Origin of the sequence: Alishewanella sp. HH-ZS (genome assembly GCF_001704375.1) — a bacterium.
GTDB lineage: Bacteria > Pseudomonadota > Gammaproteobacteria > Enterobacterales > Alteromonadaceae > Alishewanella > Alishewanella aestuarii.
In genome coordinates this window covers 1-14,761 of the sequence record NZ_LZEJ01000022.1, presented here as the reverse complement: position 1 = coordinate 14,761, position 14,761 = coordinate 1, and the positions used below count along the sequence as shown (strand labels likewise).

Annotated in this window: 12 protein-coding genes; 9 read left to right on the top strand and 3 right to left on the bottom strand. The window is 45.2% G+C overall.

Annotated features, from left to right (window positions below):
* The first annotated feature begins 137 nt into the window (after positions 1-137).
* From A9165_RS10175 to A9165_RS10165, 3 genes are all read left to right on the top strand, one after another.
* A complete protein-coding gene (locus A9165_RS10175) occupies positions 138-584 on the top strand; it encodes a DoxX family protein (RefSeq protein ID WP_065955795.1) in 447 nt (148 codons plus the stop codon).
* Positions 585-651: 67 nt separating this feature from the next.
* Positions 652-1,533 (top strand): LysR family transcriptional regulator, encoded by an 882-nt coding sequence (locus A9165_RS10170; protein WP_065955794.1) that lies wholly within the window; start codon positions 652-654, stop codon positions 1,531-1,533.
* A 55-nt stretch (positions 1,534-1,588) separates the two neighbouring features.
* A complete protein-coding gene (locus A9165_RS10165; RefSeq protein ID WP_065955793.1) occupies positions 1,589-2,506 on the top strand; it encodes a pirin family protein in 918 nt (305 codons plus the stop codon).
* Between the two features lie 3 nt (positions 2,507-2,509).
* On the opposite strand, the gene A9165_RS10160 is transcribed toward A9165_RS10165, so the two are convergent.
* Complete coding sequence (locus tag A9165_RS10160) at positions 2,510-3,868, bottom strand: ATP-binding protein (RefSeq protein ID WP_255365696.1); 1,359 nt, start codon at positions 3,866-3,868, stop codon at positions 2,510-2,512.
* Between the two features lie 204 nt (positions 3,869-4,072).
* Positions 4,073-6,271: a bifunctional diguanylate cyclase/phosphodiesterase gene (locus A9165_RS10155; protein WP_065955791.1), complete on the bottom strand. Its 2,199-nt coding sequence runs from the start codon at positions 6,269-6,271 to the stop codon at positions 4,073-4,075.
* Positions 6,272-6,614: 343 nt separating this feature from the next.
* On the opposite strand from A9165_RS10155, the gene A9165_RS10150 reads away from it, so the two are divergent.
* From A9165_RS10150 to A9165_RS10125, 6 genes are all read left to right on the top strand, one after another.
* Complete coding sequence (locus A9165_RS10150) at positions 6,615-7,316, top strand: ABC transporter substrate-binding protein (RefSeq protein WP_255365695.1); 702 nt, start codon at positions 6,615-6,617, stop codon at positions 7,314-7,316.
* Positions 7,317-7,393: 77 nt separating this feature from the next.
* The gene (locus A9165_RS10145; protein WP_065955790.1) at positions 7,394-8,101 is read left to right on the top strand and encodes an ABC transporter substrate-binding protein; all 708 of its coding nucleotides are present in this window, start codon (positions 7,394-7,396) and stop codon (positions 8,099-8,101) included.
* A 273-nt stretch (positions 8,102-8,374) separates the two neighbouring features.
* Entirely contained in the window at positions 8,375-9,652 is a 1,278-nt protein-coding gene (locus A9165_RS10140; protein WP_065955789.1) for a tyrosine-type recombinase/integrase, read from the top strand.
* A 767-nt stretch (positions 9,653-10,419) separates the two neighbouring features.
* The gene (locus tag A9165_RS10135) at positions 10,420-11,556 is read left to right on the top strand and encodes a hypothetical protein (protein ID WP_141686148.1); all 1,137 of its coding nucleotides are present in this window, start codon (positions 10,420-10,422) and stop codon (positions 11,554-11,556) included.
* 531 nt (positions 11,557-12,087) lie between these two features.
* On the top strand, positions 12,088-12,504 hold the full coding sequence (locus tag A9165_RS10130) for a hypothetical protein (protein ID WP_141686147.1): 417 nt from the start codon (positions 12,088-12,090) through the stop codon (positions 12,502-12,504).
* Entirely contained in the window at positions 12,485-13,705 is a 1,221-nt protein-coding gene (locus A9165_RS10125) for a hypothetical protein (RefSeq protein WP_065955786.1), read from the top strand. Before A9165_RS10130 ends, A9165_RS10125 begins: the two co-directional genes overlap by 20 nt.
* Before the next feature lie 328 nt (positions 13,706-14,033).
* Here A9165_RS10125 and A9165_RS16905 read toward each other — a convergent pair.
* A partial coding sequence (locus tag A9165_RS16905) for a hypothetical protein (protein ID WP_065955785.1) occupies positions 14,034-14,761 on the bottom strand: 728 nt, incomplete at its 5' end.

Here is a 14,761-nt window from a genome sequence, read left to right as displayed (position 1 = left end):
ACATTCTTTAAATTCGAACGTTATGTGTAAATATATCCTATTTTAAGAAACAAACATTGCGACTATAGTTATCCCAACGACAGCAGTTATCGTCGGCAACCTAAGATATCGTACTTTAAATATTCGAGGACACTAAGATGAGCAAAGCAAAACAGTTATTCCAACAGATCACGCAAACCAACGCCGGCTGGGACGCCCTGGCATTACGGGTACCGGTGGGCATTATCTTCGCCGCCCATGGCGCGCAAAAGCTTTTTGGCTGGTTTGGCGGCTACGGCCTGGAAGGGACCGGTGCCTGGATGGATAGCATCGGCTTAAGCCCAGGCGTGCTAATGGCCTTTTTAGCTGGCGCGACCGAGTTCTTCGGTGGTTTAGCCTTAATTCTGGGCTTATTAACGCGCCCGGCAGCTGCCGCCCTGGCCTTTGCCATGCTGATTGCAATCTTTAGCGTGCATTTTGAAAACGGCCTCTTTATGAGTAACAATGGCTATGAGTTTGGCTTAGCACTGCTGGCTGCCAGTGTGTCGCTGTTGTTTAGCGGTGCCGGTAAAATCTCTCTGGACCGCTGGTTAAGCCGCAACTAACCACTTAGCCAGTCTGTCGCTAATGGCAGACTGGCTTTCGCTTTTCCCGTTCTTACAGGAGTATAAGATGGCGCGTTCAACACTGGAGCAATGGCGGATGTTTAAGGCTGTCGCTGAACACGGTGGTTTTCATCAGGCGGCGGAAGTGGTCTATAAAAGTCAGTCTACCATTCATCATGCAGTGCACAAGCTGGAGCAAACGCTGGATGTGCAATTATTTCAGGTTGAAGGCCGTAAGACAGTACTGACTGCTGCGGGTGAACAGCTACTCAGACGAATTAACTTTCTGCTGACCGAAGCCGAGCGGATGGAAAATGTCGCACTGAATTTAAAAGCCGGCGTTGAATCCAGGCTCAGTATTGCGGTGGATGAAGCCTTTCCGCGCGACCTGCTGTATCAAACACTGGCAGCCGTATCGGCGGAATATCCGCTGATCCGCATTGAGTTGTTGGAAACTATCCTATCCGGTGCCAACGAATTACTCAGTCAGGGCAAAGCCGAAATAGCGGTATCGCCTTTTACGCTGCCGGATAATCTGAGCGAAGATCTGTGCCAGATTGAATTTGTTGCCGTCGCCGGGCCTCAGCATCCGCTGACGCAGCCGCGGCGGGAACTGACGCTGGAGGAACTGAAAAACTGCCGGCAAATTGTGCTGCGTGATTCAGCACAGCAGCAAAAGAAGGATGTTGGTTGGCTTGGTTCAGAACAACGCTGGACGGTCAGCCATGTTGCAACGTCAATCGAATTATTACGTAAAAACCTGGGCTTTGCCTGGTTGCCACGCCACGCGGTGCAACCCTTTCTCGATAATGGTGAGCTGCTGCCATTACTGCTACCCCGGGGCAGTAGCCGTACCTTTACGTTTTATCTGAACTTTAACGATGCCGATACGCTGGGGCCGGTGGCACGCAGCTTTATCGGGCATCTACGCTATCTGACAAGCTTGTAGTTATGACCAATGTCGCCTAGGCTGGGTAAAACTACGATACTAAGGGAGACTTTTGATGAGTAATGAACAGTTACAAGTCGACGCCGAATGTGAACTGGGACAAAGCTGTCCGGGCATCGCCCTGATTATTGATCCTAAACCTAAAGATCTCGGTGGCTTTACCGTACGCCGCTGTTTACCGGTGCGCGAACAACGTAATGTCGGGCCCTGGATCTTTTTTGATGAAATGGGGCCTGCGCAATTTTCCGCCGGTAGCGGCGTCAATGTCAGGCCACATCCGCATATCAATCTGGCAACGGTAACCTATCTGTTTGCCGGTGAAATTCTACACCGCGATTCGGTTGGCAGTTATCAGCCAATTCAGCCCGGGGATATTAACCTGATGGTGGCCGGACGTGGTATCGTGCATTCCGAGCGCGAGCGACCAGAGATCCAGCGGCAGCCCCACCCTTTGCATGGCTTACAACTCTGGCTGGCGCTACCGGAAGCCGACGAAGAATGTGAACCTGCGTTTTATCATTATCCTGCCGCTCAGATCCCGACGCTGGAATTGGCGGGCGTGCCGGTACGGGTAATGATTGGTTCCGCTTATGGTGTCACTTCTCCGGTAAAAACCTTTTTTGAAACCCTGTATTTGGAAGCACGGCTACAACAGGGACAGAGCCTTAAACTACCTAATGTTACCGAACGGGCGCTGTACCTGACCCGTGGTGAGTTGGAGCTCAACGGCACCGTGCTTAAAGCGCGGCAATTGGTGGTATTACATCCTGGCGCTGAACTTGAAGTTAAGGCGCTTAGCGAGTGTCAGCTGGCATTAATTGGCGGCGAGAGCATTAGTAAACGCTATATCGAGTGGAATTTCGTTTCCAGTCGCAAAGAGCGGATTGAGCAAGCGAAAGCCGACTGGCAGGCCGGCCGCTTCGCCAAGGTGACCGGCGACGAGGAAGAGTTTATTCCTTTACCGGGTAGCTAAGCCTTAAGACTCGGGTGACGAACTACCCAACTTCAAACTAAACCGGGTACCAATACCCGGTTTAGATGCCACTGTAAGTTCACCACCAAGATTTTTTTGCACAATATTATAAACGATAGACAATCCAAGTCCGGTGCCGCCACGACCTCGCCGGGTGGTAAAAAACGGCTCAAAGATCCGCGGCAAATGATCCCGGGGTATACCACAACCGTTATCTGTAAGCTGCAACAACAAGCGTCCATCACTCAAAGCCTGGGTTGCAACCCGGATCCGCGCCCGTTCAACCGCCTGCGGCGGCTCAAAAGCATGAATACAGGCATTGGTTACCAAATTGGTTAACACCTGCGCAATAGCGCCAGGATAAGAGTGCAACACCAAGCCGCTGTTTAGATCCAGTTCCAACTGCACCTCATGTTGTCTGCAAAACGGCAATAAGGTTTGTAAGACGGCCTGGATATAATCATCAATCGCAAACTGATGTAATTCATAGTGCGACTGGTCAACCGCACTTTGTTTAAACTGGCGAATAAGCTCTGCTGCACGGTGCAGGTTGCGCTCGACTAATGCCGTGGAATGCTGTAGCTCAGCTAATGTTTGCTCTAGCTGCGTCTTACCGAGAATACCAGCGCGCACACTGTCCGCCAAAGCCGACAACAGATAACTACAGTGTGAGATGCCAGTCAGGCCGATGCCGACCGGCGTATTCACTTCATGTGCAATACCAGCAACCAAATTGCCCAGCGACGCCATTTTCTCCGATTCAATCAAATGTTGCTGGGTTTGTCTGAGCTGATCGAGCGTTTTTTGCAAATTAGCAGTGCGCTCCCTGACCAGGCTTTCCAGCCGTTCATTGGCATGCTCCAGTTGCTGTTGATAACGTTGCCGCTCTGCAGCAGCCAGAATACGGCCATACAGATCCGATAATACGCCGACAAAACCGGCATCTTCATCGGTCCAGTGTTTATAGCGGGCAATCTCTTCGCAGCAAATGATCCCGATCACCTCACCCTGATAGCGTAACGGCACATCGAGCATCGACCAGATATCCTGCGGAATAAGATACGGCTCGGTGAACTCAAAGGTCGCGTTATCAGCACGGGCATCTACCGCTTTAATCACCCGCTTTTTATCCAGCTCAGCGAAATAACGTGGAAACTGCTGCCGGGTTAGCGCTGGCAGCTCAGTCGCGGCCTGTTGCGCCGGACATATCTGCTGACAACGGATAGCATTCCTCTTCTCGTCATACAGCCAGATACTAGCGCGAGCAATCTCTAAACCATCCACACAACGTTGTAATAGTGCCTGCTCAGCCAGTGCCTTATCACCACTATCCAATACCGGATCCATAGATAGTGACAGCAACAAATTTTCCTGCAATTCCTTCATTGAGTCTGTTCCGAACTCAGTCTTAAAAATACCAGCCTAAACTAGCATCAATGTGATTACAACTTCCCTACATAAGCCTAATCTGAAATAAATGCGGGGTTCGGTTACCAGGTTACTTGTTAAAGCAGTAAATATCCGCCAAAAGCATTCGGTTGCGGTTGGTGCACAACAATGCCGGTATTAAGACTGTGCCTCTAGCCAGTGTTCCAATTGAGCAACTGGCATCGGCCGGGCAATACCATAACCCTGACCATAACGGTAGCCAATCTCCAGTAATTTCTGGGTATGGGCGTTCGTTTCGACGCCTTCGGCAATGGTATTTAACTGAAAACTCTCAGCCAGCAGACGCACACCTTGCAGGATCGCCAGATCATCCGCATCGGTCAGGACATCCCGGACAAAACTTTGATCCAGTTTTAAGGTACTGATAGGTAATCGCTTCAGATATGACAATGAAGAGTAGCCGGTACCAAAATCATCCAGCGAAAAACTAACGCCCAATGCGGCGCAAGCCAGCATGGTCTGAGAGACATGCTGAAAGTCCTGCAAGGCACTGGTTTCAACGATTTCTAATTCCAGACATTTCAGTGAAACCTGCGGAAACTCCGTCGCCAGTTGCGTGAGTTGCTGCGAAAAATCCGGCTGTTGTAAATGATTGGCGGCAATATTGACCGAAATCGGCAAACTGCGTCCCTGCTGCTGCCAGAGCGCAAGCTGGGTTAAGGCCTGGCGCAGTACCCAGTTTCCAAGCGTAATACCAAGCGGATGTTGCTCAATCAGCGGTAAAAAAGTCCCGGGCGCTAACAAGCCCAGTTCCGGGTGCTGCCAGCGGATCAAGGCTTCGACACCAATACAGTGACCGCTTTGTAAATCCACTTTTGGCTGATAATACAACTCAAACTGATTTTGCTCTAAGCCGAGCTGAATCGCCTGCAGGCGTTGATGCAGATCTCTGGCCTGCAGATCGGCCGCCAGATCAAAATAGTGAATACGGTTTTTACCCGCCTGCTTGGCCAGATACATTGCCTGATCAGCCTGTCGTAGCAGTTGTTCCGGCTCAACAGCCAGCTGCTGTGGATAAAAACTTACCCCGATACTGGCCGATAGCTGAGAGCTAACGCCATCAATCAGAACTGGCGTTGCCATAGCATCCAACGCTTGCTGCAATATCGCCGAACAATCGGAATTATGCTCAAGCCCGGTCAGTAATAACACAAACTCATCACCGCTGAGCCGCGATACCAGGCTGCCAGCGGCAGCCTGTTCGCTGAGACGCCGGCTTAGCTCCAGTAATACCCTGTCGCCATGCGGATGGCCAAGTTGATCATTTACCGCTTTAAAACCATCCAAGTCGATAAAGGCCAGAGCCAGACTTTGTTGCTGCTTGTTGGCTTGTTGCATCGCCTGTTGCAGTCGTTCAGCCAGTAAAAAACGGTTGGGTAGGCCGGTAAGAGGATCATAATGTGCCAGTTGCTGTAGCCGCTGCTGTGCAGATTGACGATTTTGCTCAAGCTGGGCGAGTCGCTGCTGCGTATGACTTAACCAACCGAGTACAGTGTTAGTATCCTGCTCGGCTAAAGGCGCAGGTTGCGTAAAAACGCCCTGCCCCAATTGCTCAATCCGCCGGTAGATCTCCGTCACCGGTGCGCCCAGAACGGCACGCTCCCGCTGCTTAAAGCGCCAGAGTAACCACAGTAACATTACGCCCAGCAAAACAAATAATGCCCGCAGTAACCTGGCCTGCCGCTCAGCGGCAATGACTGCAGCATCAGTACGTTGCCGCATCAGGCTATATAGCTGGTCGATCGGTTGCATAATGCCGGCTTTGGCCTGGTGATAGGCGGTATCATGCAGCATCCGTAGCGCTTGCTCCCTCAGCATTGGCTCACCGCTGGCGACCAAGCGCATCGCTTCCTGCTCAATCTGGGTCAGGGCGTCCGAAGCCTGTTTCGCCGACACCAGTTGCGACAGCTCGGACTCGGTAAAGCCAGCTTCTCGCATTAAGTCCAGTAGTGCCACCGCCTTGGCCGTCGCTCGGGGACGGCGATCAGTTTCGTCTACCAGATCCCAGTAGATATGGTGATAGTCGACCGGACGCGGTAAGTCGCCATTGCGGATGGCAAAAATTTCGTTAAAGTAGCGCCGGTAACGCTCGTCCCCGGTTACCGCATAAGTCCGTACCATACGGGTTAAGTCATCAGAAGATTGCCGCAACTCATCGGCCAGCAGGAAGGACTGCAGCCGTTGCTGATGCGCCAGCTCGATATCACGCTCAGCATCGACATAAAGCCGGAAACTGATGACAAACAATACCAATACCAGCAAGGCAACAGCCAGATGTAATTCAAATGCGAGCGGTAAACCAAGTTTGCGCTTCAACCAAAACTCCCGAATGGCTGTGACGGCCTATTTTACTTTGCTAATTTGAGCTTAGCATAGGCGACAACCGGCTTCACTGACTATTGCTGACACCTAAATTAAAGTACGGTAGCAAATGACAACAGGTTTAATCTGAGATGGTGTCACAGAAAACTACGGAAGGTGTTTGTCCTGCTGCAGAAGCAGTATGCCAAGCCGAGGAGCAACCCGCTTGTTTTTTAAACAGATCGTGCTATGGTAAAAGACGCAGCGGTATTCATCTGAGGTGTTGGTGCGCAGCTTCCTACCGGTTATATTATTTCTGCTAATAAGTAGTAGCCTGGCAGTTGCCGAGCGTACAACGGTGAGAGCTATTGTCAGCGCCTCCAATGCCCCTCCTTATGCCCTTTTTGACGAAAGCGGTAGTCTCAGCGCAGGCATTAGCAAAGATATTCTGGATGAGCTTAGTAAACGCAGCGAGTTGAACTGGCAATATCTTCCTTTACCGCGCGGCCGTGTTGAACAATGGCTGCTGCGCGACGATGCTGATATCGCCTGCTTTTTAAACCCGGCCTGGGTTGAGCAGCCTGAGCAACTGCTATGGAGCCCGGCACTTTTCACCACGCAGCAGGTTATCGTTAGACGTAGCACCAGCCCGGCTATTCAAAATATTACCGACCTGTTTGGTAAGCGCCTGGGCACCGATCGGGGCTTTAGTTATCCGGAGCTCGATGCGATCTTCGCACAACGCTTAGCGGTACGCGATGACGCCTCTTCACTGCAAATCAATCTGAGCCGATTGCAGAAACAACGGCTGGATGCCGTTTTAACGGTAGATCTGGCTTATCTTTATCATCAGCAACAATATCCCAGCGAAGGTTTACAAGCGGACCCATTATGGGCAGAGCCAGCCAATGTATATTGTGCGTTAAATCAGCATCAACCAGAGCTAACGGCACGCTTGCTGCTGACGTTGCAGCAAATGGTAGCTGATGGCACCGTTGCTAACATTCTACAACGCTACCGCCAAGCCGAACCCTCAAATCAATCAACCCCTGTCCTGTGAAAATGGCTTGCACCTTTGCATACAGATGGTCAAACTAGCCCCCAAATACGCTCATTTGAATTTTTTTCGGTAATACTATGCGTCTTTTCGTACTGCTACTACTGATGTTTTCTGTCAGGTTGTACGCCTTGGATAAAACCCTGACCGTAGCGGTTAACGATGGCGCCCCCTGGGCATACTATGACAACACAACCGGTGTTACAGGCATTGATGTAGAAATTATTCGCCAGATTTTTCAGACGCTCGGTTATCAAACGGAATTCCACCTGCTTGGTTACAACCGGCTAATTAAAGAATTTAATGACGGCAAGTTTGATGTGGCCAGCCCTGCAGCCTTTGCTTCTGACAGCGGGCATTTCACTGCCCACTACCTACCATTTCAGGATGTAGCCGTCTCACTTAAACATAAGTCATTAAAGATTGAGCAGATATCTGATTTACATAATAAAAAAATCGTTGCTTATCAGTTTGCCAGCAGTGTACTGGGCCCGGAGTTCGCCAACAGCGTAAAACAGGCTAACTATATTGAGATAGCCGAACGGGAATTACAACTTAAGCTACTGGTCAATCACAGGGCCGATGTGGTGATTGGCGAGCGGCGCTTGCTAAGCTATATTACGCAGCGACATTTTCCTGATACAGAACTGGTTATTCATCCTATCTTTGTAACCCAATCTTATGGCGCCATTGTCAAAGATCGGCAGCTGCAACAGCTGTTTGATCAGCAACTAATCAAAATGCAAGCCTCAGGTGAACTGCAGCGCATCCTGCAACAGTGGCCCTAAGATAGACTAAGCTCTGCGGTGGCTGTCGATATATGTTTCAGCGCTAACCTGCTGTCAACTTTCTACGCATGATTACTTGATGAGACTTGAGCCAAAAACCAACGGAAGCGCAGCAAAAAGCGCTGCTAATTTGGAGATAATTGGTGCCTAGGGTCGGACTCGAACCGACACGGAGTTTCCCCCGGCGGATTTTGAACGGTCATTTGCTATAGTAACTTCTAATTATTTCAATAACATGCTACAAACTTTGCAAATTCTTCGCACGAGAACGCTATGGCAAAACAAATTGAACGTCACCAAATCAGCGAAGGTGTACACATCTTTAAGCAGTCTAATAGTAAGTACTGGTATGCCCGTTTTCGGGCAGGTAAAAAGTGGTATTCACTAGCCACCAAACAGACCGAGAAGTTCAAAGCAGCCGACGTCGCTTTCAGAATGGCGGTAGAGTACCAAACTAGGCACGAAACTGGAATTCTGATTAGCTCCAAGCAGTTTAAAGATGTTGCCGAAAAGGCGATTCAGACCATGGAGTCCGAGCTTTACCGTGAAACTGGAAAGGTCATTTACAAGGACTATATTCTCGTTTTAAGGCGATACCATATTCCCTTTTTTGATCGCACACCGATAACGGATATCGATGCAGAGAAATTAAAGGAATTCGATAAGTGGCGTATTGAAAAGCTCGGAAGAGTCCCCGCTAAGTCCACCATTCTTAATCACAATGCTGCAATGCAAATGGTGTTTAAAGAGGCTGTCGAAAATAAGTGGATGTTGCACAATCAGATCCCTGGCCTATCCGTTAAGGGTAACCATGCAGTTAGAAGAGCATCATTAAACCCTGAAGAATTCGAGCGAGTAATGGACCACCTTTATCAGCTTGAGACAAGTAGTCGCAAAGAGATAACCAGACAAATACGTGAACTCACTCAGGATTATGCTGAATTCGTGATTTACACAGGTATGCGTCCCGGTACTGAAATTGATAACCTAACATGGGGTGATCTACACATAGAGCGCACTGGTGATAAAGCAACTTTCTTTGTCACTGTCCGCAAAGGTAAAACCACGATTCACACTGGCACCCGAGAAGTGGTATGCAAACGCGCTATTCAAAATACCATTCTCAGGTTAACTGAGCGCTTCCCTAACCGTAAGCCACAAGACTATATTTTCCGTTTACCCGATGGTTCAGAGACCAACGAGATAGGCCGAACCTTTAACTCGGCACTTAAAGACCTTGGTTTGGACCAGTCTCCACATGGTAAACGCACTTTGTATTCTCTACGCCATTCATTCATTACCTGGGAGTTGATAGCACAGAGTGTGACTATTGACGTGTTAGCCAGGCAGTGTGGCACCAGTATCGAGATGATTGAGAAGCACTATAGCCATGTAATACCACGAATGTTTAGCCAGCAGCTTTCTGGAGTTGAGTTGCCGGCAAAAGAGGAGATCGAACGTAAATGGATGCATGCCGATAAACTAAGCAAGTTATGGGAAAAACGATTTACACAATGGGAAAAGAGCTATAAGAGCCGGGGAAGTATTTAACTCACTAATCGCCGAGTTGAGATCGATAGGGTATGGGGTTATTAAAAAAGTATTGATAGAAGAAATAAATTTATGGCTATAAAAAAGCTTGCCTTACTGTACACCTTTTAAACACAGATGTTAACCAGTTAGTAGCTACTAACCGACAGAGACAACTGTTTAAAAATACAGTTTCCCACCTTGCAATATCTACATAGCCGCACTATCTTGATAGAACACCACTATATGTAGTGTTGGTGAAAGTTGATTTGACCTCTGACCGATTCGCACTCGGTCAGAGATCGTAGTATCAACCAGAGTGGTTGCTACCCCTTTTAGCAGGATCTGAATTGTAGCAGCCAGACATTAACTTTCAAGTTTGGAGTTTATAGCATGGCTAAGACACAAAGCGGTAAGAAGAAGGTTCACGTTCCAGCTCATACCAAGAAAGATGGTACGAAGGTTCCTGAACACTACAGATCAACACCCAATTGATCTGCGCTGAAAGCCCCTCATTTCTTGGGGCTTTATTTTAACTACAATTTAGGAGCCTGCCATGGCTAGATATATCGTAAATAAAAACGCTCAATCAACAGGTGAGCATGAAATCCATAATGCAAATACATGTCAGTACTTACCTAACGCGGAAAATCAGATTTCCCTTGGCGAGCATGACACTTGCCAATCTGCGTTAAAGGAAGCTTACCGGCTGTATCCAAATAATAAATTTGACGGATGCTATTACTGCAGCCCCACTTGCCATACCAGATAACGACATGAACATTTCTATGAGCCAAGAATATTCAAGGTCTGAGAATGAAATAGCCTATTACGAGGAAGGCGGAAGGTTGATTAGGATAACTGCAAGGTCGGCAGTCAATAAAGGCAAGTCTTGGCGTACGAGAAGAGTTTTTTATGCAGGGAAAGGAGTACAGTATTTAAAATTGGTAAGTCGCTACACCGAATCTAGGGATTTAGCACAATTCGTCAAACATCCTGAGTACGAAGGAGGTGTCATTCCGGATCCCTCGCTTGAAAGTGAAAGTATTGAACATGAAGAATTTAAGTCTGCTTTCAGAAAAGGTGTCTCAGTCAGACTCAGAATAATTTTGCCTGGCAAGCAAGAGTCAGATGTATTCAAGGTATGGATTTTAAACAGTGAACTTGAGTACGAATTCGGCCATCAAGGAAAGGATTACAGAGTTGATGCCAGAATAAAGATTGTTGATGACAATGGTTTTACGGACCGCTTTGGGACTGTGCTTGGTATAGAAATATGTAAGAGCCATAAGGTGCCTGCAAGAAAGAAAAAAGATCTTTTTGCTTTTGGCTTGCCCACGGTTGAAATTTTTGTACCTAAAGAATTGCTCAGCCCAAACATACAGTCTGCTGAAGACGAAAATAAGTATAGAGAACGCGTAAGGGAATACGTGTCTAACAATGTTTTAGATGCAGATTTTATTGCTACCCCGTATACCGAATTCGCATCTGATATTTTAAAAGCGAAGCGATCTTACAAAGCTAAGTTCGAAGATAGCCAACGGGCCATCACTGATTTGAAGAGCAATTCCGAAAGCTTAAGGTCGGAGTTGGTTAGAGCTGGTGCAGAACTGAAAGCGGCAATTGGCAAAGCATCAGAGATTGCACATCGGCTCAAAAGTAAAACTGATGAAGTTGAAAGGTACTCAGAAAAGCTTGCACATGCTGTCAATGCAAATAAAGCATTTGTTGGTATCGAGAAAAAGCTGCAAACGTTTGAAAGTAAAGTGCGAACCTACACTTATTCGTTTTACATCGTCATTGCCATCTCGATTTTGAGTATATCCACTATCCTGACATTGCCATTTTTTTTTCCCGAAGAGGCTAAAAACTGGATAGTCGATTGGTATAAAATGATGACAGGGCTCAGGAAAATGTTTGAATAAAAGGCAATAATTTAACTGAAGAAACGAGCCTTTATGGACAACTCCTGACTTTGTAGACACTCAATAACCATCTTGAGGTAAGTTCCTTACACTTTAATAGTGATTAAAGTGCAAATTTCTCGCTATATCAGAGACAAAGTGTATACCTTGTAACTAACATAGTGAATTCCGATGCAGCTGTCACTACTTTAGCTAAAGTTTACACTTATGCAACACAGATAAGCTGTAAGAACATATAGATAGCTGATGCTTAGTGATGTGAGTTCAAGCGAATAGCGGCGTATTTTCCGAGGCATGTTTCTGGTGTTTTAGGGGAAGTCCAGAGTACTCATCAAGCGTAATTTCAGTTACCAATTCGCCGTTTGCGATTAATCTATTCCATAATGCATAATTTTTAATCGTTACGTTATCCGAGCAATACTCCATTCCAATACTATTCATAGTAAACTGGTGTTTGGACGTAGACTTGACAATAATATGATTTTCAGTGTAGAAAATGGGGAATTCTGCTGACTAATGCAGGGAGTTAACTTGTCAGAGAAAATTGAAGAAATGAAGTATGTAGTGAATCCTAAGCATAGAACAAGACCTCCAAAAAGTGACTGTACACAATGGACGGTGAGCGAAACAGAAGAAAAACGCTTTTTTAACGAAGCCGTCCAAGCAACTCTTTTATGCCATAAAAATTTTTACTGGTGGGTCGAAGCTCATGTGACTTCACGAAAACCACTTGAAATTGGCAGAACAGACGTGAATTACGCATTCATTGCAAAGTTTAGATCTGACAACAATAATGAGTGGCATGGATATCCAGTAACTGCGGAACGATCTCCTCATGATGTCCCACCAACGGAAATATTAAAAAATTGGCTCAAGATGCAATTATTTTCAAAAAAGGAAGTAAATAACCTTGAAAAGGGGCGTGGTTATGTCAAACCTTGCGCTTAACCTGACAATAAAAGGAGACTTTATAGACTCTTTTATCTATTCAGGAATACTTTATCTTCTTGACACAGATTTCAACTTTAAGTCATATCGATGGGAAGATATTTGCAACTACATAAAGAATCGAAATGGTTTTAAATCCGGATATGATAAAAGAATTTTCAATTATTTTATAGACAATAACATTCGAGATTTTTTACCAAACGTAATTGACACTGAGATAAATGAAACCGAGCTATTAAATCTCAAAAGAGACGAAATCCATATAAAATACTGGCCTTCTGATATAAGCTTATTCGCCAATCGATTGTATTATTCTGGCGATGATGGAGTATATTATATAAATACCAACCATCGAGATGCTTTATTTAAGAAAGAAAGAAAGAAGAATAAGATATTTGGTGTGAAAAGCTTCTCAATTTCACCAGAAACGTATCAACGAGTTGCTTTAGGCGCCGGAAATGAAGGAGTTTTCACCTCGTGTTTTTACTCAACCCCAAACAATCCAACAGAAAAGAAAATATCAAACAGCAGTTGCATTGATGTCGAATGGATAAATAACTTTTTATTCATAAATGCTGACAGATTTTTCATTAATAAGTTTAAGAACATCTTGAATAAATCTGAAATAAATTCAGAAGAAAAATATAAAAAAATTAGACATGACATTATAGAAAAATTCGGTAGCGGGATGGATTCCGATAATACTATATCATTAAATACTTACAAAAAGTATGTAATTGAAGCCTTTGGTGAGCCCCCTGAAAAACTAGATTTAGCAAGTAGATTTAGATATGGCTGGTCAAGTGGAGACGTTGATTATTTCTTAACGAATGATAATTCAATTGCTGCACATAACAAAATCACAGGCACAGTAAAATATTCAAGAATGAGTAATCGTGTGGATGATGTTTTAAAAGTTAGAACTTCTGGCTGCGGTACGGTGGTGGAAACTCTTAAAGGTTGTCTATTTCTCTTAACTGAAGACGGATGTGAAAAAATTTCTGACGAGCATGTTTCGTGGAGAGTTTACCCAAGAGCTAGACATCACTCAAACCACTTGCATATCGTTAATGAAGATAATATTAACATCAGAGTTTATGGAGTTAATGAATCAGAATCATTTCTTAGATCATATCTTTCAAAGAAAAATTCAGATGACTATTTGTACAGTACTCAAGAGATGATCAATAAAAAACAATAAAGATGCTTATTTGTGCTAGTTCAGACTTGATCTGACAGTTACCAGTTTTTCATGGTGTCTGTCAGATTAGATTTTAGTTAGAATATTATCCTTCCAAACCTGTTTTTACAAATTAGAAAGTATCTATAGTGTCCTGTGGAACCGTTCTTAGAATGCGTCCTTTTTCCGGCGATACAGATTGCTGGATACTGATGACCGTCATGCTGTTCTGCTTTGCCAAAATACCCATATCTAAAATGGTGTATTTCATCATTTCAATTAGAAGTGGCAGAATAAGCTTGGAAGAATAAAATTATAACCTTCAAAAACCTAAAAAATATATTACATATTACAGTTTTAGCTTTTTAACAACATCAATAAATCTCTGTCGCTTATTTATGAGGTTGTAATAGAAAAAGTCATCAAACGGAATAGTTCTACGATACAGTTCAATCTGCTCAACTTGATTATCCTGCTCTATTACGAAATCAAATTGCAGCCTCTTGATACCGTCAACATCTGTGACTAAAATATCTGTGAAGTAAAACTCTGTTTTTATGATAGAACTAACACCTTGTTTCCTAACTATTTCACCTTTTTTGTTAACCCATGTCCACAATGATTTTATCTTAACTGCATCAGCAATATCACGCCCAAAATCACTGTTCCTGATATCTATTTTTTGCTGCCACATACTTTGCCTACCTGACATGTATGCAAATGAATATGCTAGATTATACTTATTTACGAATCTGAAAAGATGCCCCTCTTCTTTTTTAAAGATCCTTAGCATTGATTCAAACAAGTCAACTTCAAAGATAACACCTAGTGATTTTGTCAGTACCAGAGAAATAGCATCAGGATAATACCGGATCAATTCTAGAATTTCGTCAGACGTAGTGCCAGGCTTCCTTTTAGTGCGGGATAGACTCGAACTAGGATTCGCGTAAGGGCATTCTAAATATGCCTCTTCATTGTAATCTGCAAGATTATCAACTGAGTACTTAACATGCCTTGCGTGAAGAGCAGATCTCTTCGATTTACCCACTTCATCATCATATTCCCTATCAACATGCA

What these genes read in the sequence shown, in the direction of transcription:
- A9165_RS10125 (WP_065955786.1), top strand. Translation starts at nt 12,485, where the DNA reads ATGTCAAACCTTGCGCTTAACCTGACAATAAAAGGAGACTTTATAGAC.
- A9165_RS10165 (WP_065955793.1), top strand. Translation starts at nt 1,589, where the DNA reads ATGAGTAATGAACAGTTACAAGTCGACGCCGAATGTGAACTGGGACAA.
- A9165_RS10135 (WP_141686148.1), top strand. Translation starts at nt 10,420, where the DNA reads ATGAGCCAAGAATATTCAAGGTCTGAGAATGAAATAGCCTATTACGAG.
- A9165_RS10170 (WP_065955794.1), top strand. Translation starts at nt 652, where the DNA reads ATGGCGCGTTCAACACTGGAGCAATGGCGGATGTTTAAGGCTGTCGCT.
- A9165_RS10175 (WP_065955795.1), top strand. Translation starts at nt 138, where the DNA reads ATGAGCAAAGCAAAACAGTTATTCCAACAGATCACGCAAACCAACGCC.
- A9165_RS10145 (WP_065955790.1), top strand. Translation starts at nt 7,394, where the DNA reads ATGCGTCTTTTCGTACTGCTACTACTGATGTTTTCTGTCAGGTTGTAC.
- A9165_RS10140 (WP_065955789.1), top strand. Translation starts at nt 8,375, where the DNA reads ATGGCAAAACAAATTGAACGTCACCAAATCAGCGAAGGTGTACACATC.